29 protein-coding genes are annotated in these 25,194 nt (G+C 45.7%); 21 read left to right on the plus strand and 8 right to left on the minus strand.

Annotation, left to right across the window (positions count from 1 at the left end):
* Window positions 1-2 precede the first annotated feature (2 nt).
* A complete protein-coding gene (gene ytvI / locus V1501_RS06730) occupies window positions 3-1,055 on the minus strand; it encodes a sporulation integral membrane protein YtvI (RefSeq protein WP_409292070.1) in 1,053 nt (350 codons plus the stop codon).
* 116 nt (window positions 1,056-1,171) lie between these two features.
* Window positions 1,172-1,531 carry a YugN family protein gene (locus V1501_RS06735; protein WP_409292072.1) on the minus strand — a complete coding sequence of 120 codons (360 nt, stop codon included), beginning with the start codon at window positions 1,529-1,531 and terminating at the stop codon, window positions 1,172-1,174.
* Between the two features lie 291 nt (window positions 1,532-1,822).
* Between V1501_RS06735 and V1501_RS06740 the strand changes: the two genes are divergently transcribed.
* On the plus strand, window positions 1,823-2,857 hold the full coding sequence (locus V1501_RS06740) for a CAP domain-containing protein (RefSeq protein ID WP_409292074.1): 1,035 nt from the start codon (window positions 1,823-1,825) through the stop codon (window positions 2,855-2,857).
* Window positions 2,858-3,133: 276 nt separating this feature from the next.
* On the opposite strand, the gene V1501_RS06745 is transcribed toward V1501_RS06740, so the two are convergent.
* Window positions 3,134-3,619 carry a PaaI family thioesterase gene (locus V1501_RS06745; protein WP_409292076.1) on the minus strand — a complete coding sequence of 162 codons (486 nt, stop codon included), beginning with the start codon at window positions 3,617-3,619 and terminating at the stop codon, window positions 3,134-3,136.
* A 146-nt stretch (window positions 3,620-3,765) separates the two neighbouring features.
* On the opposite strand from V1501_RS06745, the gene V1501_RS06750 reads away from it, so the two are divergent.
* The 3 genes from V1501_RS06750 to V1501_RS06760 all read left to right on the plus strand — a co-directional run bounded on the left by V1501_RS06750 (window position 3,766) and on the right by V1501_RS06760 (window position 5,074).
* Complete coding sequence (locus V1501_RS06750; RefSeq protein ID WP_409292078.1) at window positions 3,766-4,158, plus strand: YlbD family protein; 393 nt, start codon at window positions 3,766-3,768, stop codon at window positions 4,156-4,158.
* A gap of 16 nt (window positions 4,159-4,174) precedes the next feature.
* Window positions 4,175-4,417, plus strand: coding sequence for a YlbE-like family protein (locus tag V1501_RS06755; RefSeq protein WP_409292080.1), 243 nt, complete (start codon window positions 4,175-4,177; stop codon window positions 4,415-4,417).
* 213 nt (window positions 4,418-4,630) lie between these two features.
* On the plus strand, window positions 4,631-5,074 hold the full coding sequence (locus tag V1501_RS06760) for a YlbF family regulator (protein WP_409292082.1): 444 nt from the start codon (window positions 4,631-4,633) through the stop codon (window positions 5,072-5,074).
* A gap of 45 nt (window positions 5,075-5,119) precedes the next feature.
* On the opposite strand, the gene V1501_RS06765 is transcribed toward V1501_RS06760, so the two are convergent.
* Window positions 5,120-5,446 (minus strand): hypothetical protein, encoded by a 327-nt coding sequence (locus tag V1501_RS06765; protein WP_409292084.1) that lies wholly within the window; start codon window positions 5,444-5,446, stop codon window positions 5,120-5,122.
* A gap of 157 nt (window positions 5,447-5,603) precedes the next feature.
* Between V1501_RS06765 and V1501_RS06770 the strand changes: the two genes are divergently transcribed.
* Entirely contained in the window at window positions 5,604-5,879 is a 276-nt protein-coding gene (locus tag V1501_RS06770) for a YlbG family protein (protein ID WP_409292086.1), read from the plus strand.
* Between the two features lie 36 nt (window positions 5,880-5,915).
* Here the strand turns inward: V1501_RS06770 and V1501_RS06775 are convergent, their stop codons facing one another.
* Window positions 5,916-6,305 carry a methylthioribose kinase gene (locus tag V1501_RS06775; protein ID WP_409292087.1) on the minus strand — a complete coding sequence of 130 codons (390 nt, stop codon included), beginning with the start codon at window positions 6,303-6,305 and terminating at the stop codon, window positions 5,916-5,918.
* Window positions 6,306-6,686: 381 nt separating this feature from the next.
* Between V1501_RS06775 and rsmD the strand changes: the two genes are divergently transcribed.
* Both rsmD and coaD read left to right on the plus strand, forming a co-directional pair.
* Window positions 6,687-7,247 (plus strand): 16S rRNA (guanine(966)-N(2))-methyltransferase RsmD, encoded by a 561-nt coding sequence (rsmD, locus tag V1501_RS06780; RefSeq protein WP_409292089.1) that lies wholly within the window; start codon window positions 6,687-6,689, stop codon window positions 7,245-7,247.
* A 55-nt stretch (window positions 7,248-7,302) separates the two neighbouring features.
* Window positions 7,303-7,794, plus strand: coding sequence for a pantetheine-phosphate adenylyltransferase (gene coaD, locus V1501_RS06785; RefSeq protein ID WP_409292091.1), 492 nt, complete (start codon window positions 7,303-7,305; stop codon window positions 7,792-7,794).
* Between the two features lie 25 nt (window positions 7,795-7,819).
* On the opposite strand, the gene ylbJ is transcribed toward coaD, so the two are convergent.
* Complete coding sequence (gene ylbJ, locus V1501_RS06790) at window positions 7,820-9,031, minus strand: sporulation integral membrane protein YlbJ (RefSeq protein WP_409292093.1); 1,212 nt, start codon at window positions 9,029-9,031, stop codon at window positions 7,820-7,822.
* Between the two features lie 169 nt (window positions 9,032-9,200).
* On the opposite strand from ylbJ, the gene V1501_RS06795 reads away from it, so the two are divergent.
* Window positions 9,201-9,992 carry a patatin-like phospholipase family protein gene (locus V1501_RS06795; protein ID WP_409292094.1) on the plus strand — a complete coding sequence of 264 codons (792 nt, stop codon included), beginning with the start codon at window positions 9,201-9,203 and terminating at the stop codon, window positions 9,990-9,992.
* On the plus strand, window positions 9,989-11,005 hold the full coding sequence (locus tag V1501_RS06800; protein WP_409292096.1) for a SepM family pheromone-processing serine protease: 1,017 nt from the start codon (window positions 9,989-9,991) through the stop codon (window positions 11,003-11,005). The genes V1501_RS06795 and V1501_RS06800 overlap by 4 nt, the downstream gene beginning before the upstream one ends.
* A 28-nt stretch (window positions 11,006-11,033) precedes the next feature.
* On the opposite strand, the gene V1501_RS06805 is transcribed toward V1501_RS06800, so the two are convergent.
* Window positions 11,034-12,248, minus strand: coding sequence for a nucleotidyltransferase (locus tag V1501_RS06805; RefSeq protein WP_409292097.1), 1,215 nt, complete (start codon window positions 12,246-12,248; stop codon window positions 11,034-11,036).
* 192 nt (window positions 12,249-12,440) lie between these two features.
* On the opposite strand from V1501_RS06805, the gene V1501_RS06810 reads away from it, so the two are divergent.
* The 4 genes from V1501_RS06810 to V1501_RS06825 all read left to right on the plus strand — a co-directional run bounded on the left by V1501_RS06810 (window position 12,441) and on the right by V1501_RS06825 (window position 14,822).
* A complete protein-coding gene (locus tag V1501_RS06810) occupies window positions 12,441-12,965 on the plus strand; it encodes a YceD family protein (protein WP_409292099.1) in 525 nt (174 codons plus the stop codon).
* A 68-nt stretch (window positions 12,966-13,033) separates the two neighbouring features.
* Window positions 13,034-13,207, plus strand: coding sequence for a 50S ribosomal protein L32 (rpmF, locus tag V1501_RS06815; protein ID WP_409292101.1), 174 nt, complete (start codon window positions 13,034-13,036; stop codon window positions 13,205-13,207).
* Window positions 13,208-13,348: 141 nt separating this feature from the next.
* A complete protein-coding gene (locus V1501_RS06820; RefSeq protein ID WP_409292103.1) occupies window positions 13,349-14,107 on the plus strand; it encodes an enoyl-CoA hydratase/isomerase family protein in 759 nt (252 codons plus the stop codon).
* 79 nt (window positions 14,108-14,186) lie between these two features.
* Entirely contained in the window at window positions 14,187-14,822 is a 636-nt protein-coding gene (locus V1501_RS06825; RefSeq protein WP_409292105.1) for an RsfA family transcriptional regulator, read from the plus strand.
* Window positions 14,823-14,900: 78 nt separating this feature from the next.
* Here the strand turns inward: V1501_RS06825 and V1501_RS06830 are convergent, their stop codons facing one another.
* The gene (locus V1501_RS06830; RefSeq protein WP_409292106.1) at window positions 14,901-15,374 is read right to left on the minus strand and encodes an N-acetyltransferase; all 474 of its coding nucleotides are present in this window, start codon (window positions 15,372-15,374) and stop codon (window positions 14,901-14,903) included.
* Between the two features lie 349 nt (window positions 15,375-15,723).
* On the opposite strand from V1501_RS06830, the gene V1501_RS06835 reads away from it, so the two are divergent.
* From V1501_RS06835 to V1501_RS06870, 8 genes are all read left to right on the plus strand, one after another.
* Entirely contained in the window at window positions 15,724-16,596 is an 873-nt protein-coding gene (locus V1501_RS06835; RefSeq protein WP_409292108.1) for a 2-dehydropantoate 2-reductase, read from the plus strand.
* 11 nt (window positions 16,597-16,607) lie between these two features.
* On the plus strand, window positions 16,608-16,997 hold the full coding sequence (locus tag V1501_RS06840) for a DUF3397 domain-containing protein (RefSeq protein WP_409292109.1): 390 nt from the start codon (window positions 16,608-16,610) through the stop codon (window positions 16,995-16,997).
* Window positions 16,998-17,116: 119 nt separating this feature from the next.
* Window positions 17,117-18,751: a bacillithiol biosynthesis cysteine-adding enzyme BshC gene (gene bshC / locus V1501_RS06845; RefSeq protein WP_409292111.1), complete on the plus strand. Its 1,635-nt coding sequence runs from the start codon at window positions 17,117-17,119 to the stop codon at window positions 18,749-18,751.
* Between the two features lie 264 nt (window positions 18,752-19,015).
* Entirely contained in the window at window positions 19,016-19,447 is a 432-nt protein-coding gene (mraZ, locus tag V1501_RS06850) for a division/cell wall cluster transcriptional repressor MraZ (RefSeq protein WP_409292113.1), read from the plus strand.
* Window positions 19,448-19,496: 49 nt separating this feature from the next.
* Entirely contained in the window at window positions 19,497-20,429 is a 933-nt protein-coding gene (gene rsmH, locus V1501_RS06855; RefSeq protein WP_409292114.1) for a 16S rRNA (cytosine(1402)-N(4))-methyltransferase RsmH, read from the plus strand.
* Window positions 20,430-20,448: 19 nt separating this feature from the next.
* Entirely contained in the window at window positions 20,449-20,799 is a 351-nt protein-coding gene (ftsL, locus tag V1501_RS06860) for a cell division protein FtsL (protein ID WP_409292115.1), read from the plus strand.
* On the plus strand, window positions 20,799-22,994 hold the full coding sequence (locus V1501_RS06865) for a penicillin-binding protein (protein ID WP_409292116.1): 2,196 nt from the start codon (window positions 20,799-20,801) through the stop codon (window positions 22,992-22,994). Before ftsL ends, V1501_RS06865 begins: the two co-directional genes overlap by 1 nt.
* A gap of 130 nt (window positions 22,995-23,124) precedes the next feature.
* The gene (locus V1501_RS06870) at window positions 23,125-25,047 is read left to right on the plus strand and encodes a stage V sporulation protein D (protein ID WP_409292117.1); all 1,923 of its coding nucleotides are present in this window, start codon (window positions 23,125-23,127) and stop codon (window positions 25,045-25,047) included.
* The last annotated feature ends 147 nt before the right edge of the window (window positions 25,048-25,194 follow it).

Genomic DNA, 25,194 nt, shown 5'->3' on the forward strand with positions numbered 1-25,194 from the left:
GTTCATTGTTTAAATTTAGCTGGGAAGAGACCTGCTTCTTTTGCTGCGAAAGAGGCAGCAACCAGAGAGGGGCCGATAATGATACCATACAATCCAAGCAGTTTATAGCCTAAATACATGGATATCAGGGTGTAAAGGGGGGACAGCCCTATATGGCTTCCTGTAATCTTTGGTTCAAGTGCCCGCCTTACAATCAGGAGCATGCATGAGAGGCCGGCCAGCTGGGTTCCGCCTGGGATATCTCCAGTGAGATAGTGGAACAGTGCCCATGGCCCAAGAATGATAATGGACCCGGCAAAAGGGATAAAGTCGACCAGGGCCACCAGCGCTGCGGCTATGACTGCATACTTTGGATAAATGAATAAAAAACCAGTCAGCGCAATGCTGAAAATAATGGCACCCATCATCAGCTGTGCCTTGAGAAAACCAGCTAGCATGGTGGTCATGCGGGATGAAATAAAGGTAATTTTTTTTGCAGATTTGCTGGTTAAATGGCTGTACATACGCTTTTTCAAAGACGGAATTTCTGCAAGGAACAGATATACGGCTACAAGATAAATAAGGAAGCTGATCATTAATTCAGGAATTTTTGAAATGGAAGCAGTAAGGTAATCCAAGTTCAGGAAAGTTGCGAGCCCGTTTCTGGCTGTTTCAATTGCCTTGGATGACTGCAGACTGATATTATCCAATAGAGCTTGAGGGATAAAACCATAAAAATTGGTTTGTTCTTTGTCCGTCCATACTGCCTCCACTTTTGCAATCAGTTCAGGGATTTTTTGAAGCAGTACAGATCCCTCGGTTATAGCTGCAGCTGTAACTAAGTAAGCCAGTGCGGAAATCATGAGAATGAATGCCATGAAGACCAAAGCAATGGAAGTCTTATGAGTCAAATTACGGGTGCGCCGGAATCCCTCTGCTGCCGGATGCAGCAAGGCTGCAGTAAGGTAAGCAGCTATGATGGGGACAGATACAGGAATGATGTAAAAAATCACGATGAGGACCAGAAGGACTATGTATCCGATTTTTGCATATTTATGACTGAGATATGCTGACACATTCAACCCTCCTAATGTTTTTTAAATATTATAGGTATTCCGCCGATTTTTTACAACTCTGATCAGGATCGAAAAAGGAGGCTGTCCATTGTTTTGATGGACAGCCTCCTTTTCCCTTAGAGTGCGAAATGCTTGATTTCTTCTTTGAGGGACTCGATGATGTTTTCGCATTGTTTTACCAGTGAAGGAGGGAAGATTTCATCCTCGCCGTATTCGATGCCGTGAGGATAGTAGTGTTTACCAAGGATCGGCACCATCAACTGTATATCTGCCTTATTGGAACCCACATCCCCTTCAACCACATATCCCTGGATTCGGAAATAAAAAGTGCCATCCTTCAAGGAAAACTTCTTATCGTAGTTTACTCGGTCATAATCCCATTGTTCCGCCCTCACCATTCCATTATCCCGCATTGCCTCGTCCAGGCGGCCAAGCTCAGCTATGTATTTTTCTATTCCAGTACCTTCAAATTTCAATAGAATCCCCTCCGTATAATTAATCTTGCAGTCCATATCCTATATATACCAGTAAAGAATAAATTTACACAATTCTTCACTCTATTTTATAATATTACGAAACATTCTTTCTTGCAATGAATTGCGGAACGAAATTAAAGCGTTTACCAATAAAATATTGTTAAATTGGCTGGTGTAAATCTCTCGGATTCAAAGTTAATGTTATAATAAAGCAAGTATCTTTTATTACAGGATACATTTTGAGAAAAGGGAGGGAGTTTTCCTCTGAAGGCGATTTTAAGAATCACGATTTTGTCAATCGTTTTCTTCATAACAGGACTTTATCTAAATATAGGGGAAAACACCGAGGACAAAACTGTATTAAATGGAGAAAAAAATATCAGGGAAAACAGCGAAGGCTTGAACGGGCAGAACCAAAAACCTACATCCAGGCTTCCTAAGCCGGGGCATGGCATCTCCTCCATCATAGGAAAGAATGCGGATGCAGTCATCAAGGCATACGGCAGTCCTGATAGGAAAGACCCCACCGCCTATGGATATGAATGGTGGATTTATAATAGAAGCCCGCAAAACTATTTCCAAATAGGTATTAATGATAAGAAGAAGGCAGTGACTGCCTATGGAATAGGAAACGGCATGGATGTCAGCCCGTTCATCGTTGGACAGCCCATTAATGATATATTCAGCAAGACCAATATTAGCAGCTCAGTCAATTTCTCTCATGGCGGGACAGCCTATCGGTTCGAACTTTCAGAAGAAGATGTGAATACCAGGCCGATCATCAAGGTAGGAAATATCTTTGCAGTTCTTTATCTGGATAAGTTCACAGGCAGTGTCTCGAGTGTCCGCTTCCTGGATGCAGATACCCTGGTCCGCCTGCGTCCATATGAACTGATTTACCGTGGAGAACTGCCGCAGGAATCCGAACCGGATGAGGTGCTTTGGAAAGCCATCGAAGAGGGAAACAAACAGCAGATCTACAGCATCACCAATATCATCAGAAACAGATTTGAGCTTGGCAGCCTGGAACTCCTGGATGAGGTATCAGAGGTTGCTTATCTCCACAGCAAGGATATGCTCACGGACCAATATTTTTCCCATACCTCCCCCACAAAGGGAGAGCTTGAGGACCGGCTGCAGGAAAATGAAATCAATTATATACTGGCCGGCGAAAATATTGCGGCCAATTATATAGATGGTGCCGCTGCAGTTGAAGGATGGCTTAACAGCAAAGGCCATCGTGATGCATTGCTCAACGAAGACTTTACAGGCATTGGCATAGGCGTGTACCGTAAATACTATACACAGAATTTTGTCAAAGAATGAAGAGAGTATCCGGGAGGTTGTCCCTCAGCGGATACTCTCTTTTTTGTTTGGCTGTCTTGAAATCAAAAGGCTTTTTCCGCAAACTTCTTTGGTTTTTTTGGAAAATAGCTGTTTGCCAGCCTGGTGGAAATACGCCCGCTTTATTTAAGGCTAAGAAAAGACTCACCGCAGGTGCCTTACGCTGCATTCAGCTGTCTTTTTCAACAGAGATATGTGAAAGCAGCCAGCGAAAAGAAACGGTTTAAATTGGTACTCATCCAGCCCTCCTCCGTTTCCTTACCTTCTGGGAATGATATAAAAACTTCCGGTTGAATGGCCGCATAATATTCCGTCATCCCTGTATACCTTGCTCTCGAGGACCAATGTAGTCCGGCCCTTATGTAAAACGGTGCCTCTGCAAACCAGGCTGCTTCCGGTACCTTCCTTTAGAAAGTGGACGCCAATTTCAGTTGTTACTGCAGCAAACTCTCTGCCCAGCATAGAGTTAGCCAGTGTGCCCATCGCTGTGTCCGCGAGTGTGGCTATGATTCCGCCGTGAACAATCCCGAGGCTGTTATGGGTAAGGGGTGTAAGCGGGATCTTCATGGTGATTGCATCCTCCCTGAGTTCGGTCTCCACACCTAAAAAGCTGTTAATATATGTGGTTTTTTCAGAAGACTTTTGAATGATCCCTCTGAGAAGCACTTCTAATACTTCAAGGTCTGCTTCTGTCCCATTTTCTATGATATGACTGAATTGTTCCTGCAGCGATTTCTGTTTCATGCTATCTCCCCTCCTGTCCGGATGTATTCATTATATTGGGTAGATTCCTCTCCTGGCTAAAAAGACACCTCACTCAGTCACATTTTCATCTAGACCTGCATAGCCTGTAAATAGGCAGACGCCGTGGCAGTGAGGTGATCTTTATAATGGCTGAGAATCATAAAGAATCCATTGAAAAATTTAAGGCTTTTGTCAAAGGGCATCCAAAACTTGTGACTGAGGTCAGAAAAGGCAGACTCAACTGGCAGGGGATATATGAGGAATGGTTTTTACTTGGAGAAGATGATGCGAAATGGACAGAATTCAGTGAGGGACCTCCGGCAGTTTCGTCTGAAAAAGAAAGTAAGAGCGACTTAGTGTCTACTCTCATGTCAACCATAAAAAATATGGATATGGATCAAATACAATCTCATATTTCTTCTTTAAGTCAAGCTTTATCTGCCGTCCAGGGCCTGCTGACCCAATTCCAGGGAACTCCTGAGGAAACCGCCAAAACCGAGACAAAGCCGCCAAACCCTTTTGCATATCGCCGGGATTAGACAGGGGGGATGCTGGATGAGAAGGGACATATTAGAATACATTGAAGGCAAGGAAGATCTGAAAAACTACTTAAGGCTGCAGCCCATCTGGTACCGCCGCCTGAGCCGCAGGCCCCAGGAAATTAAGAAGATGGAAACAGATGCCGCTTATTTCTTTAAAAAATCCATACCAGACAGGGTTTCCCAGCTGACTAACGGAGTTCAGATGGCATCGATGATGATGTCCATGTTCCAGGCAATGAACTCGGGGAGCAGCTGACTATTATCCCTTACTCCTACCCGCGAGGGGCAGTCCGCCAGGCTGTCCCCGTATTTTTGACTTCACAAGTTAAAAGTTTGTCAGGTATACAGGATACAGGAGCATGGATCCTCTTTTTGTGGACAGGCTAATAAGTAATTGGATTTTTGTTCCAAATTATGTCATTCGCATCTTTTGTTGTTAAATGGTAAAATAATGGTCGGAGGTGGGCTCATGCTTGCTACGTTAGAAAGCGTTGAAATTATTGAATTTGCAGAAAATCTTGCCAGGGCCATCATAGAGTCCGAAACTGGCGAACAATATTTTTTGTGTTTATATAAAATGCAGGCAGATCGGTCTGCACAGCGAAAGATTCAGGAGTTCCTTGATATTAAAGACCTTTACGAAGAGGTTCAGAGGTTTGGGAAATACCATCCGGATTATCGTGAAGTTTCATTAAAGGCCAGGCAGCTTAAACGCGATATGGACCTTCATCCTTCTATAGCAGACTTTAAAATGGCTGAAACCGAACTTCAAACTCTCCTTGATGAAGTCAGTGTCAGGGTAGGGAAGGCTGTTTCAAGCCATATCAAGGTACCAACAGGCAATCCATTCTTTGACAGCGGTTCAAGCTGTTCAGGAGGTTGCGGAAGCGGCGGCTCCTGCGGCTGCTCCTAATAAATCAAGAGGCTGTCCCGGACGGGACAGCCTCTTGACGCTTTATCAGAATGGCCGGAAACGGATACAGTCAGGACACAGATTTCCGCAGCAGAACATCTTTTGCTGAGGGACATAGAAGCGGTGCCGGTACACATAGCCCCGTATATCCTCGCGTACATATACAGTTTCGCAGTGCAGCTGCCTGCCCTTCATTACAGATGCTGCCGCCTTCTTGACCATTACTGCGGCGGCTTTTTCCCCAGGAAGGGAATAAAAGGTCAGATAAAGAAATGGGATGCCGGTAATTTTTTTGTAAAAAGCCGTCTCTATGGCCGGGTTTTCCCTGATGATCGTTTCGATAAAATCCAGCCAAATGGGTTCAAGATCCATAATCCCCCTGCTTTCTGTCAGAAATGGCCCACAACAGATTTATTCCATACCAGCTGAATGGATAAACATATTATGACAGGCAAACGCATTTAATGTTGATAGAGAAGATTTTTCTTGCTACACTACTTTTAAAGCCTTTCATTAAGGAGATACGTCTATGTTTGGATCAAGGCAAAGCATCGTCATCTGGCTTCATACTCTGAAGCAGGTAAAAAGCCTGAGAAGATACGGAAACATCCATTATGTATCGAAGAAACTGAAATATGTAGTTCTTTATACTAATATGGATGAAGTCCCTGCCTTAAAGGAAAAACTTGAAAACTATTCTTTTGTCAAAAAAGTTGAGTTATCCTATAAGCCATTTCTTAAGCTTGAATACGAAAATTCCAAGCCTGACAAGGCAAAGGAATATGATTATAAAATGGAATTATGAAACAGGCTGCCCGCGGGGGCAGCCTGTTTCATCTTTTTACCTGAGCGGCGGAAGGTATCTATTCATTCTTAGGATGCCGGTGAGGTATTGATAGTAAAGATCTTTTTCTGCAAATTCCCGGGATGATTTGACGTCAAGCTCGATAATCTGCTTACCCAGCACTTCTGCAAGTTCTTCGAAAAGGGAGTACCTTTTGCTTGGATTATATTTTGGATGGGGGATTCCTTCCCTGCAAATGTAAATGGGCTGGAAGTCTCCCTGTGCAGCGGGCTCCATGACGACGGCCGCTGATGTTGCCGGCCGGTCGTTGATTACGGTATGAAGGGCCAGCAGTCTGACTGCCCGTTCCCGGCAGGTCCTCCCTATTTCCAGAAGTTCGTAAATATCGGAATAGCCTTCGCCTAGTTCTATAAATCGCTGTATCATACCAGTTCCTCCTGTTTGTACTGTCTTTACTGTACCATGCAGGAGTGAGTTTTGAGAAGCCGCCCCTGGAATAAAAAGCCCCGCAGGCAAGCTGCCTGCGGGGGTCCTTCTATATCCCATCAAGGAAAGAAGGCAAAGGGAGAGGAGAAACCGGAGGAAGAACTTATGGGGAAACGTAAGTCTTCTCCGCGGTTGGCAACAACATCCTCGAATAAGATGCTGTTAAAAACATTATGGCCCTTTTTATCCCCGCTTATTCATGAATGTCTATTTTTAAATTACCGCACGTTTCTTTTATACCGAGAAACATTTGGCCGAAAACCAGTGATTGTGGTAGGATAGGAGAGAATTTTAAATTAATCTTGAAGTGGTGAACATACAATGAGGGTCGTATCGGGAACTTGTAAGGGGAGGCCGCTTAAGGCAGTGCCCGGAAATCAGACTCGTCCGACGACGGATAAGGTAAAGGAGTCCATTTTTAATATGATCGGCCCTTATTTTTCAGGCGGCCAGGTATTGGATTTATTTGCAGGCAGCGGAGGGCTCGGAATAGAAGCTTTGAGCCGCGGCATGGATAGGGCCATTTTTGTAGATCGGGATCACAAAGCAATCTCAGCGATAAAAGCTAATGTTGCAGCCTGTAATTTCGAGGAACAAGCCGAGATTTACAGGAATGAATCGGAGAGGGCGCTGAAGGCTATCATCAAGAGGAAGCTGTCCTTTGATCTTATCCTTCTCGATCCTCCATATAAAAAGCACATCCTGGAGAATCTGCTCGGCATGATAGAGGAAAACGGGCTGCTGGCACCGGATGGTATAATTGTCTGCGAGCATTCCTCAGATATAAGTCTCAAAAAGGAAATCAATACGCTCATTTCATTCCGTGAAGAGAAATATGGCATAATAGCAGTGACCCTTTATAAGGGACGTGCTTCAATTTAAAGCCTTGCGGGCGGGATGGTTTCCGTTATATACATACAGTTAGAGGAGAATGAAAATGGGTAGAATTGCAGTTTGTCCTGGCAGCTTTGATCCAATCACTAACGGACATCTTGATATTATTCAAAGAGCGGCGAAGGTGTTTGAAGAAGTGTATATTGTCGTTCTGAATAATTCTTCCAAACAGCCCTTATTCACAGTAGATGAGCGCCAGGAGCTGATCAGGCAGGCAACGGTCCATATCCCGAATGTGAAAGTAAGTTCGTTTCAGGGGCTGCTGGTTGACTATGCTAAGAGCATCAATGCCGATGCCATCATCAGGGGCCTCAGGGCGGTGTCGGATTTTGAATATGAAATGCAGATCACTTCCATGAACCGTTTATTAAACGAACAGATTGAGACCTTTTTTATCATGACCAACAATCAATATTCTTTCCTCAGCTCGAGCATCGTTAAGGAAGTGGCGAGGTATGGCGGAGATATTTCTGAACTCGTCCCTCCTGTAGTCAAAGAGTGGCTGCTAAAAAAATACGAAAGCCAGGAAGGCTGACCCCTTGGGGCCAGCCTTCATTTTTTTAGTTCCTTCCTGTTCCTTTTGAACGCTTAAGGAGGAGGGCTGTATAGAGAAGGAGCATTATAATGGTGAGGGGCGGGCCGAACTTCGCAAGAAAGGAGGTCAAATTCCCGAGCTGGTCAGCCTGCGGCAGCCAGGCAGCAGGCACGGCGGCAAACGTCTCTTTTCCTCCCTGGTAGAGAGGTTTCCAAAGCAGAAGTGTGTAAAATCCGGCAGAAATTCCATGAAACAGGCGGGCGGTGAAAAAAGGGAAAAAGCGTATATCGGTTTCAGCCAGGATGCTTGCCACCTGGGCCTGGACACTGAACCCGCTGAACCCTAGAAGGAAACTGGTGATGATGGCCTGCTGGATGAGCGGTGCTTCCTGTATGCCGCTGGTCATCTGGGAGCCCAGAGTAACTTCAAAAATGCCCGCTATCAAGGGAATGCCCAGTGCTTCATGAAGGCCGGCAAGATGGAGAAGCTCTTCCACCGCAGTCGACAAGGCCCCTGTAATGCCCATATGGAATAAAAGTTTATTAACGACTGAAAAAAGGATGATAAAACCGCCGATCATCAAGAGTGTATTGATGGAGGAGAAAACGGAATCACCAAGCATCTTGCCGATCGGCCGATTATCCTTGATTCGTGTCCTGTGAAGCGCCGCCAGCGCTTTCATGATGGAGACTTTGTTTTTTTCCTTAGCTGCCGGTTTTGCGTCTGTTCCATAAAACCTCATCAGGATGCCAACTGTAAGGTTTCCTGCATAGTGGGACAGGGCAAGGACTATGCCAAGACCCGTGTTATAAAAAAAGCCAATGGAGACAGCCCCGAAAATAAATAACGGATTGGATGAATTCGTAAAGCTCACAAGCCTCTCTGCTTCTATCCTCGTCAATTGTTCTTCCTGACGAAGCCGGGCAGTCAGCTTTGCGCCGACTGGAAAGCCGGACGCCATCCCCATCGCCCAGACAAAGCCGCCGACTCCCGGCACTTTAAATAAGGGTCTCATCAATGGTTCGAGCAGCACGCCGATGAACCGGACCACTCCAAATCCAATCATCATTTCCGAGATGATAAAAAAGGGCAGAAGGGAAGGGAAAACGATCTCCCACCACATATTCAATCCCCTGATGGAGGCAGACAAGGACTCCTGCGGAAATTTAATAAGTGCTCCGGCGATGAGCACCACTGTGAAAGATAAAATAATGGTTTTAAACTGCGATTTATTCACTGAGTCCGTCCCTCCAGAAAAATGAGAAATAAAAACTAAATTGGCAAATACAACATATAATTTCCAACAGGGCATAATAAACTGAATTCAACTTGTCCTTATATAAAACCTTATACGTGTATAACGGGTTTTAGACCATAAGATTGAGAGAACAAGGGAGGAAGGTTTTATGAAAGAGCCCAGGATAGGACTCGCCCTCGGTTCAGGAGGTGCCAGGGGGTTTGCCCATTTAGGAGTCATCAAGGTACTGGTAGAAGAGGGGATTCCCATCTCCATGGCTGCAGGCAGCAGCATGGGGGCGCTGGTTGCATGCTTTTATGCGGCAGGACAGGATCTCGAGCGGCTATATAAATTGTCAAATGCCTTCAAGCGGAAATTCTTCCTGGATTTTACCGTCCCCAAAATGGGACTCATCGCGGGAAAGAAAATCAAAGAGTTCATTCGCCTGTTTACATACGGAAAGAATCTTGAGGAGCTGGACATTCCCGTGTCAGTCATTGCAACCGACATAAAAACGGGTGAGAAAGTGATTTTCACGAAAGGGCCGGTCGCTGAGGCGGTCCGGGCAAGTATCTCCATACCAGGAATTTTCGTTCCTGAATTGGTGGATGGCAGGCTGCTTGTTGATGGCGGAGTCGTTGATCGGATACCTGTGTCAGTGATAAGGGATATGGGGGCAGATATCGTGATAGGGGTAGATGTCTCGCATATCAAGCAGGATATTGAGATTGGGTCGATTTATGATGTGATCCTCCAGAGCCTTGATATTCTGCAGATGGAGCTGGTAATGCACCGGGAAGTGGCTTCCGATGTAATGATCAGGCCGCGGGTCGAGGCCTATAGTTCAAGAGCGTTTACAAATATTGCTGAAATGATTACTATTGGAGAAGAAGAAGCCAGGAAAAATGTCGATAAAATCAAGGCTGCTATCCATGGATGGAAGGAGAAACACAAGGAATGACCCGAAAAAAAATATATCTCTCTATTATCTTATTTATATTGATAATAGGTTCCGTATTTATTACGCTTCCTTATTATGTAACTAAGCCGGGAATGGCCGAGGAACTCGACCCGGTGGTCAAGGTAGATGGCGGATATCATTCAAAGGGAAAGTTCATGCTGACGACCATCAGGATGGGCAAAGCCAACATATATACGTACCTGGGGGCTCACCTCAGCAAGTACCAGGAATTATACCCGATTAAAAAGATCAGGTATGAAGATGAATCAGATGAGGAGTATAACGCAAGGCAGCTGAACATGATGGAAGGTTCTAAAGAAAGCGCAGTCGAAGTGGCTTACAAAAAGGCTGGACGCCCAGTGAAAACAACCTTCAAGGGAATTTATGTCATTGAAGTGAGCGACAGTCTTCCGGCGGCCAAAGTTCTTAAACCAGGGGACCGGATCATAAGAATCGATGGCAGGAAATTTGCTTCTTCCAAAGAATTTATTGATTATGTCAGCGGCAAAAAGGCAGGTGATACGGTATCCATCCGTTTCCAGCGTGATGGCAGGGATTTGGAGGAAAAGGCGGTGCTTGCCACACTGCCTGGCAAAGAGAAAAGAGCAGGGCTCGGTATCCACCTTGTTGATGATAAAGAAGTCCAGGCAGATCCGGAGGTGTCAATCAACTCTGAAAAAATCGGTGGCCCATCTGCCGGCTTAATGTTTACCCTTGAAATATATGACCAGCTTACAAAGAAAGATATCACCAGGGGTTATAAGGTTGCAGGGACGGGAGAAATCTTTTCTGATGGCACGGTGGGGCCGATCGGGGGAATCGATCAGAAGATCGTCGCAGCTGATAAAAGCGGTGCTGAAGTATTTTTTGCCCCGAATGAAAAAGGAATCAAAAATTCCAATTATAGAGCTGCCGTCAAAGCTGCAGAAGATATCGATACAAAAATGAAGGTCGTCCCAGTGGATACATTTGAAGACGCTTTGAACTACTTAGATAAGCTTGAACAAAAATAAGAGGCTGCCTGGAGGGCGCCTCTTATTTTTATTCACCATCCAAGAAGACTGGAGGCATGTATTCCCTTTTCAGCGCGTCCTTCCGCCTGCCCGGTTCAAGCGGCAGGGCATAGATGGAAGAGGTACGCAGATCCAGTGAGAGTTCTTTCTTGAAGGCGGAAGGTCTGGTGATGAGCGGCAGTCCAAGTTTTTTCTTATTTTCATTCAGGTACTGCCTTCCCTTCCTGTTCATCCCGAGCAAACGAAGGTATCCGGGTTCGGTGCCTGCAGCGCCCATTTCTTCTTTTGTAACATTGTTCAGTATATTCAGTGCGGCCCTCTGCAGACGGGTCCATGTATATCTTTTGGTCTTCACTAAAGAGATGAATTCCTGGAAGGTCCGGGCGGCAGCTGCCATTTCTTTAAACCGGTATTCAAGGCCTTCCTCAGCTTCATAAATCAAATTCAGATCACTAGTGGAAGAAGAGATAATGCGGTATTGGAGAAATGGCCAGTACAGCTCCCAATTATGAAATGTTCCAAATTGGGCATGATAGGATGTAAGTTCTTCATATGTAGAGAGAGGAATCTGGCCCATTACGGCTTCCGGTGAAGCGCCATCCTCGAAAATCGCTTTTCTGATTCCGGTCGCACTGGCTAAAGAATGAGCAGGAAGCGATTCATCATGATAGCCGGAGCCTATCCTTTTAATAGTGCATGGCTTGATGGAGCAGGACTGATCCTTGATTGCCCGTACATACTGAAGTCCCAGGATATTGTTGGGTTTGCTTAAGTCCAGAATACTGCCTGAGCCAGAAAGTGCTTCAAAAGCCAGGGATGCCGCACGCGGATAGCTGAATCCGCTTTTGCTGAATTCCTTTACCGACTGGTCATAAGCAGGACCATTTCTTCTCAGGAAGGCCTCAGCTTCCAAGAAAGCATTGATGCTGCCTGACTCACTGCCGAAACATACATGACTGCAGCCGGCTGCTTCAAGGATCCCTACCGATCCCCGGGCGAAAATATTTGCCTGCTGAGCGGCGAAAGGGTAGGGAAGCTCAAAGACAAGGTCGGCCCCGCCCAGGAGAGCCATCCGTGCTCTTGCCCATTTACCCGCCATCGCCGGCTCTCCTCTTTGCAGGAAATTCCCGCTCATGACTGCCGCGACAAGGTCTGCTCCAGTTGATTTTAAACTTTCCTTGATATGATAGGCATGTCCGTTATGAAAGGGGTTGTACTCTACGATAATTCCAAGTGCTTCCATGTGTCGCCTCCTGCAGACCAGGCCAAAAATTTGCGATTTTATATGCAAGTGATAAAATGAATAATGATATAAAAGTCTTTTGCCAGTCCTTTGGAAATATTTACTGTTCTTCTATTATAGTGTAAAGAAAAAATATTGACAAACGATTGATTGACCGATATAATTACTTTTGTTGCCTCAGAGGTGATTCATTTGAAATGGACAATTACACAACTTCAGAAGTACCGGGACAAGAATCTGCAGCTTGATGAGACAGCAGCTGTGGAGGATATCATGGAACTCGAAACGGAGATCAGGGAAGTTTCCCCGATGCATATAACCGGCAGGGCGGACATCAGTTCCTCCAAGGTAACGTTTCACCTTCATATCCGCGGCCATCTTGTGCTTCCTTGTTCAAGAACTCTTGTAGATGTTAAATATCCAATTGATATTGAAACAATCGAAACTTTTCTTTTAAAAGCTGAATTTGAAGATCCATATGCGGAGAACTCTCATTCAGTGGAAGGCGATACAATAGACTTATTGCCTGTTATTAAAGAAAACATTTTGCTTGAAATACCTATTCAGGTATTTTGCGATGATATTGATTCAGAAGACGCTGCCCCTCAGTCCGGAAAAGATTGGGAAGTCTTGTCTGAAGAAGATCAAAAGAAGAAAGTCGATCCACGCTTGGCAAAGCTGGCTGATTTCTTCGACAATGAAAACAACAAAACGTAAAGTGCGAAAGAAGACCAGATTACTGGATATCTTAGCTTCTTAACTCAATTTTTAAGGAGGTGGGAATAATGGCTGTACCTTTTAGAAGAACTTCTAAAACTGTAAAGAGACAACGTCGTACACACTTTAAGCTTCAAGTCCCAGGTATGGTAGCATGCCCAAACTGCGGTGAAATGAAACTCGCTCACCGTGTATGTAAAGCTTGTGGAACATACAAAGGAAAAGAAGTTATTAGCAAATAATTTCTTCTTAGCGGCACAGAGATATTTTCTCTGTGCTTTTTTGTGTTTTTAAAAAGCTAAGGCTGGCTGAAGCAGTCCGTCTTTCTGTAAACTGTAATAAAAGAAAATTACATTTGAAAGAAGGGCTGGGGTATAGTGCAGGTGAAGACAGATCTAGCTGAGAACGGTTTATTTAGGATTGTAATTAACAGGCCGGAGAGGAGAAATGCAGTCAATTTTGAGGTCATGTCAGGCCTTAAGGATGCTCTCGAGACAGCTGAAAAGGAAAGAGTGATCAAGGCTGTCTTAATAAGGGGAGCAGGTGATGCTGCCTTTTGTTCCGGCGGTGACCTTAAAGAGTTCCACTCACTGGAGACGGAGGCGGAAGCCTATGAAATGCTTTCGAAAATGGGAAGTATAGTATTAAGACTGTTGACACTGAAGAAGCCAACAATTGCCTTTATGAATGGTGCGGCAGTCGGAGGAGGCTGTGAAATTGCGGCTGCCTGCGATATCCGGGTGGCTGTGCCTGGTATAAAGCTTGGCTTTGTGCAGGGAAATCAGGGAATTACTACAGGCTGGGGCGGGGCCTCTATCCTTTACGAGAAGCTGCCGGCATCCGCCTGCCTCAGGCTCCTTCTGAGTGGACAGGTCTTCACGGCCGCCGCGGCCCGGGATCTCGGGTTTATCGATTATATTTTAGACAGCGGAGAAAGCGGAGAGTGGAAGGACTACCTGGATGCACTGCTCAATAAAGAGTCCGGGGTTTTAAGTGGGTATAAAAAACTTCTGATCAGCAAGTGGGAAGAAGGCAATCTCCATGGAAGGATCCACGAGGAAATTGCCGAATGCTCGAGGCTTTGGGTTTCGGAGCCCCATATGGAGGCTGTCCGAAGGTTTACCGGCAAAAAAAATAATTGATGATATTGGCAGTCAGCCTTCTTCTATCTTTTCTAGCAAGTGCATATTTATGAAGTAAAACTTGCAAGGAGTGAAGAAGATGACGATTGCCCGCCAGGATGCCTGGTCCCAGGATGAGGATTTATTATTGGCCGAAGTAGTTTTAAGCCATATCCGAGATGGCAGCACCCAGCTGAAGGCTTTTGAAGAAGTAGGGAGAAAGCTTTCCAGGACATCTGCTGCCTGCGGATTCAGATGGAATTCATTTGTAAGGAAACAATATAAATCAGGAATTGAGCATGCGAAGATGCAAAGGAAAGAAAGCAAGAAAAACAATCTTGAGGCACCTCCTCCCGCGGCAGCCCCGAGTTCTCCTGCGGCTGCTGCTTCAATGAAGGATGCCGCAAGGGAAGCGAGTGCTGACCATCTTGTAAACCTGAACGACGTTATCCAGTTCCTTGTCCAATATGACCAGAACTACCAATCAGGAAACAATGTCCAGGAAACGGAGGTCATGAGGCGCGAGCTTGAGACCTTAAAGAAAGAATATGACCAGATTGTACAGCATAATCTGCAGCTGCAGGAAAAGCTGAGGAATGTAGAAGAAGATTACCGGGCGCTTCTGCAGATTATGGAAAAAGCAAGAAAGCTTATTTTTCTTGAAGAGGAAATGAACAGCCCCAACGTGAAATTTCAGATGGATAAAAACGGAAACCTGGAAAGGGTCAAAAAATAGAATGGAAAAAGGCTGTCCAGAGCCCGGCGGTCACCCTGAAAAGGGTACTTGCCGGGAAGGACAGCCTCTATCATTGTTTCAGCGGACTGCTTCGCATACTCCTTCAGGAAACCAGATCATGGGATTTTCCCCAAGGTCTCTTTCCATATCATAACTGACATCACGGAAGCCAAGCTTATGCCAAAATTCATGTGAATGAATCCGCGGGTTCGTCTTTAGCGGCTTTCCTTGCTTCTGGGCAAATTCTACAAGAGCACGCCCATAGCCCCTCCGCTGATATGGGGGGAGAACCTCGAGCTTCCAGAGTACATAATAGTCCTGCGGCGGATCAAAATAGCGGTCCTGCTTTGCATCTGCCTTATAAAGACTCATCCGGGCCACCAGCTTACCGCCGAAATAGATTCCGTAAAAAGGAGATTCACTGTTGTCTTCAATCATGCTGCCCTGAAGATCTTCGAGCATGGACAGCTCCTGTATCCCGTATTCTTTAAACTTCTTGAACTCTTCAAGAGTTTTGAAGTTAATAAGCAGCCTTTCAACGGTATGTTTCATCAATCCTTCCCCCTCCAACACGGCTTTTTATGGAACCGCTTTCTATAGAAACAGCTGAAAGCTTCCTCTCTCTTACTATTATATAATAAAAAGCCGGAAAATTCTCCAAATGGCCCGCCGCCAGGCAGCAGTGCCCTCAAAGGTTTTATCCTGGCTCGCGGTCTGCTACTATAATAAAAAGGACTACTCTCCAGGCTGTTTTCGTAAAATTTTGCAGCTGCTAAATAAGGATGATTTCCGCTGCAGCCGCTAAATAGCCTCAAAGTTTTACAGAACACTTACCTGAAAGATTATTGTTTTTCTTTAATTCAATAATGGGGATGCTTGAGAATACATGGGGGCCAAATAGATGGAAATAAATATTATCGGGGGAGGTGCTGTCGGGCTGCTGACAGCCGCCTGCCTTTCTAGAGGAAATAACCTTACGCTGTATACCCGGACTGCAGGCCAGGCAGAAACCATCAACAAAAATGGCATTAACTTAGAACGGGGCGGCACTGTAGAGAAAATGGCAGTAACCGCCTGCCCAGTATCGGAAATGAAGAATGAGGGTCATATCACAATCGTGTGTGTGAAAGCACATCATCTGGAGTATCTGCTGCCTCTCTTGCCAGAGACAGCAACCCCGGTTCTGTTCCTGCAGAATGGCATGGGGCATCTCAGTTTGCTTGCGGATCTTCCAGTCTCACAAATAGCGGTTGGGATTGTCGAGCATGGGGCCCAAAAAAAGAATGACTTTACGGTTTCCCATACGGGCGCTGGTAATATCAGGGCAGCTGTCTACCGGGGGAGCCTCGATTCCTTTAAAATAAAGTCGGAAGATGCTTTATTTCCTTTCATTTACGAGAAGGATTATTATAAGATGATGTTGAAGAAACTTATTGTAAATGCCTGTGTTAATCCGCTTACGGCAGTCCTTGGCGCAAGGAACGGGGAGCTGCTGGATAACCCGCACTTTAACAGTCTCTTTCAATCCATGTACAAGGAAGCAGCGGCTGTCTTTACAATCTCTGATTCGGACGGGATAAAACAGTATATAGAAGAAGTGTGCCGCAATACAGAGGAAAATAAGTCCTCCATGCTCGTAGATCTGGAGAACGGGAGAAAGACCGAAATTGATGCAATCCTGGGTTACATATTGCAGGAAGCAGAGCGTAAAAAGATAGAGCCGGCCCTTACTCGTTTGCTGTATACAATGATCAAAGGGAAGGAGCGCCTATAGGAGGAAACGGTATGTCACAATTCATAGCAAGTGCTGCTGCAGCCTTTATTACTGTCCCATTACTTAGTTATCTGGCTGTTTTTGCCATTGTCAAAAAGATAACCAAGAGTCATAGAAAATCGATTCATATGTCGGCAGACCTGACAACTATTTTCTTGATCCTTTCAGTGCATTACATGATCAAGACTATCTGGGGTACCTCGCTCTTGTGGGTGATTTTCCTATTGCTGATCGTGATAGCTGCATCCGTATCGGTCGTGAACTACAAATACCGCGAAGAAGTGGATTTCTTCCGAATCTTTAAAGGCTTCTGGAGAGTGAACTTCATCCTTTTTTTAGGCGGTTATTTCATTCTGGCTATATACGGCATGATTGACCGGATTGCGAGAATACTGATTTAGAAGGGCCTTGATATCCGATCTCTTTCCGGGTGCAGGTGCAAGACAGCATCTTTGTTTCTCCTGTTTAAAGGTGGTATACTTTTTAAAGCTAAGTTGGAGAGAGAAAGGAAGTCAGCTTCATGGAAATTAGGGATCTTGCCCTGCCGGCAATCAACAAGTTCGCATCTGACTATATCGATGGCAGGCTTAAGACGGATAAATTTTTTCATTATGATATCCATGATGAAAAAGTGTACGAAAAAAGATACAGCGATCTCATGAATCGCAGCTTTCATAGAACAGAGTTGGCCGGACATATCCGTCAATATATGGATCCTTTTGGAATGAACGATTGCGTGCTGAGAAACCTGGAAGCGCTTGAGGGGCCGGATTCTGCCGTAGTGATCGGCGGTCAGCAGGCAGGACTCTTGAGTGGGCCTTTATATACTATACATAAAGCGATTTCTGTCATTAAGCTTGCGGAACAGCAGGAAAAAGCTTTGAAAAAAAGGGTCATCCCGGTTTTTTGGATTGCGGGCGAGGACCATGATATCCAGGAAGTTAATCATATATACGCCATGCGCAATGGAAAGCCGGATAAAATGTCCTATCCAATGTATGTGGCAAAAAAGCCCATGGTCTCGGACCTAGAGCTGGATTACGATACTGCCTGTACGTGGCTTGAGGACGTTATGGAGAGCTGCGGGGAGACAGAATATACAAATGACCTTTTGGCTGCAATGAAAGAAATCATTAAAGAGTCCAGTACCTTTTCGGAGTTTTTTGCACGCCTTCTGCATAGATGGTTCGGAAGCAGCGGGCTGCTCCTGATCGATGCAGCCGATCCCGCTTTAAGGAAACTTGAATCCCCTTTTTTTACAGGGGTGATCAAAAATGCTGATGAGATAACCAGGAAAGTTTTGGCACAGCAGGAGCTTGTGGCGGGTGAAGGCTATGGAAAAGCCATCGAACTGGAAGAAAATGCTGCCAATCTCTTTTATTATGAAAAAGAAAAGCAGGTGAGGACGCTGCTTTCGCTCGATGACAAGGGCAGATTCATTTCGGGAAAAGATGAGGCCTTTGCGTTTACTACGGATGAAATGCTTGAGCTGGCTGAAAGCCGGCCGGAATGCCTGAGCAATAATGTGGTCACTAGGCCTATCATGCAGGAAAGCCTTTTCCCGGTCCTGGCTTTTATTGCCGGGCCGGGGGAGGCCGCGTATTGGGCGGAGCTGAAGCAGTCGTTCGAGCTTTTCGAAATGAAAATGCCGCCAATCGTACCGAGGCTCAACATTACCCTGCTTGAACGCTCAGTTGAGACAGACCTGAAGGAAGTGGGCATGTCTATTGAGGATGCACTCAGCGGCAGGACAAAGGAAAGGCTGTCCGGCTTCCTCTGTCAGATCAAGGATGAAACGTTAGAAGACCTTTATGCAAGGATGCTTGGCGGTGTGGAAGAATCCCATCGAGAATTTTCCGCCCGTGCGCTGAAGGTTGATGGGGCATTAAGCCCATTGCTTGAAAAGAATTTAGATATCATAAAAAAACAGCTTCAGTTCATCTACGACAAAACAAATGAAAGAAACAAGGATAAATATAAAACTGTAACCAGTAAGTATAACCGGATCAGCTGCTCCCTCTCACCACTGGATTCACCACAGGAGAGAATATGGAACCCGATATACTTTCTGAATAAATATGGACCTGATTTCATTCAGGAACTAACAGAGCTCCAATATGAATTTAATAATAAGCATAAGGTGATAATGCTTTAAAAGAGAAAGTCCGAAGTGGATGTATACCACTTGCGGGCTCTTTTTTTTTGCCGGCATGCCATGTATACAGCGGGAATGCCCGTATGACTTGAAACAGGGTTCCAATCCCTCAAGCAAGACTAAGAGATGGAAGGAAATTGATGTTGAGGAAGCAAAAGGGGTATTATCCATGTGCCAGTTTTATATTTCATGATTAATATAAAAATGGTGGTGAAAAGTGGGGGGATGTGGTACATTGAAATTAGAAAGTGGGGGTAGTGGCAAATGTTCATGGGCGAATACCATCATACCATTGATAACAAGGGCCGGATCATCGTCCCCGCAAAGTTTAGAGAAAGCCTTGGCGAGGAGTTTGTTATCACCCGGGGACTGGATCAATGTTTATTTGGTTATCCATTGGAAGAATGGAAGCAGCTCGAAGAAAAACTAAAAGCTCTGCCGCTTACCAAAAAAGATGCCCGGGCATTTACAAGGTTCTTCTTTTCGGGAGCGACAGAATGCGAATTAGACAAACAAGGCCGCATCAACATACCCGCACCACTTACAGCTTATGCATCGCTGGAGAAAGAATGTGTTGTTCTCGGAGTTTCCAATCGAATTGAGATTTGGAGCAAGCCTCTTTGGGAAGACTATTTTACAAATTCCGAAGATTCTTTTGCAGAAATCGCTGAAAACATGATAGGTTTCGATATTTAGCGTATTCATTGCATCAGGATGTTTCATTCTCGATTGGAAGGTGAAGTTATTGTTTCAGCATACAACTGTATTGCTCAAGGAAACTGTCGATGGCTTGAATATTAAGCCGGACGGTGTTTATGTTGACTGTACCATGGGCGGGGCTGGGCACAGTGAATATCTGTTATCCCTATTATCCCCGGAAGGCCATTTATTTGCGTTTGATCAGGATGAAACGGCCATTAAAAATGCAAGTGAGAAATTAAAGAAATACAGCGGGCAAGTCACTATGATTCAAAGCAACTTTAAGCATATCGCCCGCGAGCTCGGCGAACGCGGAATACATAAAGTGGACGGGATTCTCTATGATTTGGGAGTTTCTTCCCCGCAGCTGGATACACCTGAGAGAGGCTTCAGCTACCATAATGATGCCCCGCTTGATATGCGTATGGACCAGAGTGCTGGTCTCTCTGCCTATGACGTAGTGAACTCCTGGTCATTTCAGGAGCTGATCAGCATTTTCTTTAAATATGGAGAGGAAAAATTTTCAAAGCAGATTGCAAGGAAAATAGAAGCTGCCCGAGAAATTAAGCCTATCGAGACAACTTTCGAACTGGTTGAGCTCATCAAGGAAGGCATCCCTGCTCCGGCCAGGAGAAAGGGAGGCCATCCGGCTAAAAGGATTTTCCAGGCAATCCGAATTGCCGTTAATGATGAGTTAGGTGTTTTTGAAGACTCGCTCCATCAGGCCATCGGCCTCCTGGCCCCTGGCGGCAGAATATCGGTCATAACCTTCCACTCATTGGAGGACCGTATCTGTAAAACGGTTTATAAGAAGCTTGGGGAAACACCCCCGCTTCCGCCCGGGCTGCCGATCATCCCGGAAGAGTACAAGCCGGTGATCAAGATCATTACCAGAAAGCCCATTCTGCCAAGTGAAGAAGAAATAGAGATGAACAACAGGGCTAGGTCGGCCAAATTGCGCATCGCTGAAAAAATATAAGGAGATCAGGGGGAGAAACATGAGCACTGTAGCAAAAAAAGTGTTGGAGCAGCAGAGTGTACCAGGGAAAAAGGTTCAATCCGTCATCCGGCACAAAACTGGAATTACGTTTGGCGAAAAGATCTTACTGGTCGTTTTTGCCCTGCTGGTAGCCGGCGCAGGCATTAAGATCATTGCCAACCAATCTGCTGTCTATAGCGTGAATAAGGAAATACAGCAGGTAGAGGGTTCCATTGACAATCAAAAGAAAGTGAATGGGGATCTGAAGGTGCAGGTAAGTGAACTCAGCACTTATGAGAGAGTCAAGAAAAAAGCAGCTGAGCTGGGCCTGAAGCTTAACCAGAATAATGTTAAGGTTGTACAGGACTGATGCAAAAGCAAAAAAATATATCAACAGGAGCAGTGGTCCTCTTCTTTACATTTGGACTGCTCTTTTTTATTTTGGCAGGCAGATTCTTGTATATAGAAGTTACGGGAGAAGCGGGGGGAACTGCCCTTGCCCGGAAGCTTGAAACCAAATACTTACGGCAGGATATCCTTGAAGCGAAAAGGGGAAGCATCGTGGATCGGACAGGTGAACCTATTGCAGAGGATACGGTTTCTTATAAACTGACGGCCATACTGGACAAGTCGGTTACGGCGGATCCGGATCATCCAAAGCATGTGACAAACCCGCAGAAGACAGCAAGAGAGCTTGCTAAATTTATCGATATGGATGAAAGCGAGATATTTGAGAGGCTGAATAAAAAGGTTTTTCAGGTTGAGTTTGGAAGTGCGGGAAAGGATATTACCCACCAGACCAAAAATGAGATTGAAGCCCTGGATCTCCCCGGCATCATGTTCCAGCGGGAATCCAAACGATTCTATCCAAATGGAGTCTTTGCCTCCCATCTGGTCGGTTTTACAGAAACTAAGTTTAATAAAAAAACTAAAAAAGAAGAAGCCACAGGGAGTCTGGGCCTTGAAAGGACGATGGAAAAGTATTTGAAGGAAACGGATGGCGTTGTAAAGTATGACAGCGATAAATGGGGCTTCCTCCTTCCAAACTCAAAGGAAAAAATTACCCGGCCTAAGGATGGGGCTAAGGTTTCTGTAACCCTGGATAAAAAAATCCAGACTTTCCTGGAGGATTCCATGAATTCCGTACAGCTGAAGTACAATCCAAAAAAAATGATCGGTATTGTCGCCAATCCCAAAACCGGTGAAATCCTCGCGATGAGCCAGAGGCCGACTTTTCACCCGAAAACGAGGGAAGGGCTTGAGGATGGCTGGCAGAATCTTGCTGTGGAGGATTCGTTTGAGCCGGGATCGACGATGAAGGTATTCACCCTTGCAGCCGCGGTCCAGGAAAATGTGTTCAATCCTAACGATACGTATAAATCAGGAACATACAAAAAGGGGAATTCAGGAAGCATCCGCGACCATAATGGCGGAGCAGGCTGGGGGACCATCACCTATCTAGAAGGCCTTCAGAGGTCATCAAATGTGGCTTTCGCCAAGCTTGCCATGGAAAAGCTCGGCGAGGAAAAGTTCCGGACGTACCTGACAAAATTCGGTTTTGACAAGCCGACGGGCATCGATCTGCCGAACGAAGCGACCGGGAAGATCCTGTATAAATGGCCCATCGAAAAAATAACTACGGCCTTTGGACAGGGATCTGCCATCACGCCGATTCAACAGATACAGGCTGCTACCGCCGTCGCAAATGGCGGCAAAATGATGCGTCCTTATGTTATAAAGGATATAACCGATCCTTCCACAAAAAAGGTAATTAAAAAAACGGAACCAAAGGCTGTTTCCCAGCCAATTTCATCTGAAACCGCGAAAAAGGTTAGGGATTATCTGGGTACTGTCGTAACAAGCGAGCATGGAACCGGCAAACGGTATAAAATAAACGGCTATGAAGTGGCAGGGAAGACCGGCACAGCGCAGATGCCCGGGCCAGACGGAAAGTACCTGACAGGAGCCAGCAATTATGTGTTTTCATTCCTTGGTATGGCACCTAAAGACGATCCCGAGCTTGTCATGTATGTAGCCGTCCAGCAGCCGGAAGTCGAATATTACACAGACGGCTCCATCCCGGTATCCATGATTTTTAATACAGTCATGCGCAACAGCCTGCAATATCTGAACATCAAGCCTTCCATGGCCGAAGCCAAATCATCCAGGGCTGTCGAGGACTTCACGGGTAAAGATGCCGCTCAAACCGCGAAGTCCCTGGAAGCCGAAGGATATGAAGTCATTCAGCTTGGGAACGGAACTGGCATCATCAGCCAGAATCCTAAACAGGGCACTAAACTCCTTCAGGGTGAAAGGATCATTCTCAGGACAGAAGGAAACATGAAGGCACCCGATATGAAGGGATGGTCGCTGAGGGATGTCATGAAAGTGGCTAAGACCAGCGGAGTTCCGCTTCAGACGGTTGGAAGCGGCTATGTAGTCAAGCAGAATGTACAGCCAGGAAGCAGGCTTTCTCAAAAAGAGTATGTAATTGTCCAAATGAAGAAGCCGGAGGATATGCAGAAAAAAGACCCTCCAAAAATAGATGAATATAAAGGATCATGACCATTAAAGGAGACGGGCAGCCGTCTCCTTTTTGACGTTTTTGAATCAGGTTCTTTGATAGTTTTTGTACTTTATAAATTGGTACAGGCATACATTCTTAACAGCAATGAATACTTGGGGGTGTAATGCTTTGCGCGTATCAAACGTGACTGTGCGGAAAAGGCTGGCTATTGCCCTGGCCGCAGGTTTTCTCATCTTTTTGATCATAGATATACGTCTTGGATATGTTCAATTCTTCCTTGGGAATTCGCTTACGGAAAAGGCCAAGGATTCCTGGAGCCGGAATCTGCCCTTTGAACCTAAAAGGGGCGAGATCGTTGACAGGAATGGTGTGGCCCTTGCGACCAATATCAGCGCTCCGACGGTTTATGCCGTGCCGCGGCAGATACAGGATCCGGCTCATACAGCTGAAAAGCTTGCGGCTGTGCTGGGCATGGACAAGGAAAAAGCATATAAAACCGTCACATCGAGGGTGTCGATGGTAAAGGTTCCGGAAGGGCGCAAAATCAGTCATGAAAAGGCAAAAGAGCTGAGGGCACTCGGCCTGAAAGGAATTTATATCGCCGAGGATTCCAAACGGCATTATCCTTATGGGAAATATCTGTCACATGTCCTGGGCTTTGCAGGGATTGACAATCAGGGATTGATGGGGATTGAATTGTCTTATGATAAAGAGCTGAAAGGAGAAAAAGGCTATGTGAAGTTTTATGCAGACGCGAAGGGAAAAAGGATGGAGAAAATGGCGGATGATTATAAAGCACCTGCAGACGGCCTCGATCTGAAGCTGACGATAGACAGTAAAATCCAAACCATCATGGAGAGGGAGCTGGATAATGCTGAGGCACTCTATAACCCGGATGGCATCATTGCGATTGCGATGAATCCGAAGAACGGCGAGATCCTAGGAATGTCTTCAAGACCGACCTTTGATCCGGCAAAGTTCCGGGACGTGCCACAGGAAATCTATAACCGGAATCTGCCGGTCTGGAGCACCTATGAACCTGGGTCCACCTTTAAGATCATCACGCTTGCAGCTGCGCTTGAGGAGAAAAAGGTAGATCTCCTGAAAGACCATTTCTATGACTCCGGCTCTGTAGAGGTAGGCGGTGCGCGCCTTCATTGCTGGAAACACGGGGGGCACGGCTCGGAGTCCTTCCTTGAGGTTGTCCAGAATTCCTGCAACCCGGGCTTTATTGAACTCGGGGAGAGGCTTGGCAAGGAAAAATTATTTTCTTATATAAAGAATTTCGGATTCGGGGAGAAGACAGGCATAGACCTTCAGGGCGAGGGCAGGGGGATTCTTTTTAATCTTGACAGAGTCGGGCCGGTGGAACAGGCAACAACCGCATTCGGACAAGGTGTATCAGTTACTCCCATCCAGCAGGCAGCAGCGGTTGCAGCGGCGGTAAATGGTGGAACTCTTTATACGCCCTATATCGCCAAGGAGCTCATCGATCCGAAGACAGGAAAAACGGTCATGAAGAAAAAGCCGGAGGCGAAGAGGAAAGTGATTTCTGAGGAAACCTCCAGGCAGATAAGAAATGCCCTGGAGTCAGTTGTAGCCCAGGGAACAGGAAGAAATGCATTTGTTGAGTCTTACCGGGTTGGAGGCAAGACAGGGACAGCCCAAAAAGTAAAGAACGGCAGATATATGGAAGGGAATTACATCGTATCTTTCATAGGCTTTGCTCCAGCTGATGATCCTCAGATCGTGGTCTATACAGCTGTGGACAATCCGAAAGGAACCGTCCAGTTCGGAGGCACGGTCGCGGCACCGATTGTCGGTAAAATCATGAACGATTCCCTGCGGGCGATGCATGTGCCCCTCAGAAAGAACCAGATAGAAAAGAAGGCTAACTGGCTGGACCCTGTGATGCTCGAGATACCGGATTTGACCGGTATGAGCATTAAAGAGCTGCAGACACAGCCGTTTAATATCAATCTGGACGTGGCAGGACAGGGGAATGTCATTGTCAAACAGTCCCCGCCGCCGGGGATAAAGGTGAAAGAGGGGTCCACTATCAGGATTTACCTTGGCGAAAAGGCTGAATAAGGATACAATAAGGAGCGGCTGTATAATTTTCAGCCGTTTTCTTATTTGGTCCTTTCATGCCGGCTGGCCCAGGGGCGTGTCAGTATTTTTAGTTCTATTTTAATTAGCAGAAACGCTTGTTTTCGTATAGAATATAAGTTAATGTTT

The sequence above is a fragment of the Paraperibacillus esterisolvens genome (assembly GCF_046237625.1).
GTDB lineage: Bacteria > Bacillota > Bacilli > Bacillales > DSM-1321 > Paraperibacillus > Paraperibacillus esterisolvens.

What these genes read in the sequence shown, in the direction of transcription:
- V1501_RS06750 (WP_409292078.1), top strand. Translation starts at nt 3,766, where the DNA reads ATGGCTGAGAATCATAAAGAATCCATTGAAAAATTTAAGGCTTTTGTC.
- V1501_RS06830 (WP_409292106.1), bottom strand. Translation starts at nt 15,374, where the DNA reads ATGAAACATACCGTTGAAAGGCTGCTTATTAACTTCAAAACTCTTGAA.
- V1501_RS06795 (WP_409292094.1), top strand. Translation starts at nt 9,201, where the DNA reads ATGAAAGAGCCCAGGATAGGACTCGCCCTCGGTTCAGGAGGTGCCAGG.
- V1501_RS06865 (WP_409292116.1), top strand. Translation starts at nt 20,799, where the DNA reads ATGCAAAAGCAAAAAAATATATCAACAGGAGCAGTGGTCCTCTTCTTT.
- V1501_RS06745 (WP_409292076.1), bottom strand. Translation starts at nt 3,619, where the DNA reads ATGAAACAGAAATCGCTGCAGGAACAATTCAGTCATATCATAGAAAAT.
- V1501_RS06765 (WP_409292084.1), bottom strand. Translation starts at nt 5,446, where the DNA reads ATGGATCTTGAACCCATTTGGCTGGATTTTATCGAAACGATCATCAGG.
- rpmF (WP_409292101.1), top strand. Translation starts at nt 13,034, where the DNA reads ATGGCTGTACCTTTTAGAAGAACTTCTAAAACTGTAAAGAGACAACGT.
- V1501_RS06825 (WP_409292105.1), top strand. Translation starts at nt 14,187, where the DNA reads ATGACGATTGCCCGCCAGGATGCCTGGTCCCAGGATGAGGATTTATTA.
- V1501_RS06775 (WP_409292087.1), bottom strand. Translation starts at nt 6,305, where the DNA reads ATGATACAGCGATTTATAGAACTAGGCGAAGGCTATTCCGATATTTAC.
- V1501_RS06760 (WP_409292082.1), top strand. Translation starts at nt 4,631, where the DNA reads ATGCTTGCTACGTTAGAAAGCGTTGAAATTATTGAATTTGCAGAAAAT.
- V1501_RS06755 (WP_409292080.1), top strand. Translation starts at nt 4,175, where the DNA reads ATGAGAAGGGACATATTAGAATACATTGAAGGCAAGGAAGATCTGAAA.
- mraZ (WP_409292113.1), top strand. Translation starts at nt 19,016, where the DNA reads ATGTTCATGGGCGAATACCATCATACCATTGATAACAAGGGCCGGATC.
- V1501_RS06805 (WP_409292097.1), bottom strand. Translation starts at nt 12,248, where the DNA reads ATGGAAGCACTTGGAATTATCGTAGAGTACAACCCCTTTCATAACGGA.
- coaD (WP_409292091.1), top strand. Translation starts at nt 7,303, where the DNA reads ATGGGTAGAATTGCAGTTTGTCCTGGCAGCTTTGATCCAATCACTAAC.
- rsmD (WP_409292089.1), top strand. Translation starts at nt 6,687, where the DNA reads ATGAGGGTCGTATCGGGAACTTGTAAGGGGAGGCCGCTTAAGGCAGTG.
- bshC (WP_409292111.1), top strand. Translation starts at nt 17,117, where the DNA reads ATGGAAATTAGGGATCTTGCCCTGCCGGCAATCAACAAGTTCGCATCT.
- ftsL (WP_409292115.1), top strand. Translation starts at nt 20,449, where the DNA reads ATGAGCACTGTAGCAAAAAAAGTGTTGGAGCAGCAGAGTGTACCAGGG.
- V1501_RS06800 (WP_409292096.1), top strand. Translation starts at nt 9,989, where the DNA reads ATGACCCGAAAAAAAATATATCTCTCTATTATCTTATTTATATTGATA.
- V1501_RS06840 (WP_409292109.1), top strand. Translation starts at nt 16,608, where the DNA reads ATGTCACAATTCATAGCAAGTGCTGCTGCAGCCTTTATTACTGTCCCA.
- V1501_RS06770 (WP_409292086.1), top strand. Translation starts at nt 5,604, where the DNA reads ATGTTTGGATCAAGGCAAAGCATCGTCATCTGGCTTCATACTCTGAAG.
- V1501_RS06835 (WP_409292108.1), top strand. Translation starts at nt 15,724, where the DNA reads ATGGAAATAAATATTATCGGGGGAGGTGCTGTCGGGCTGCTGACAGCC.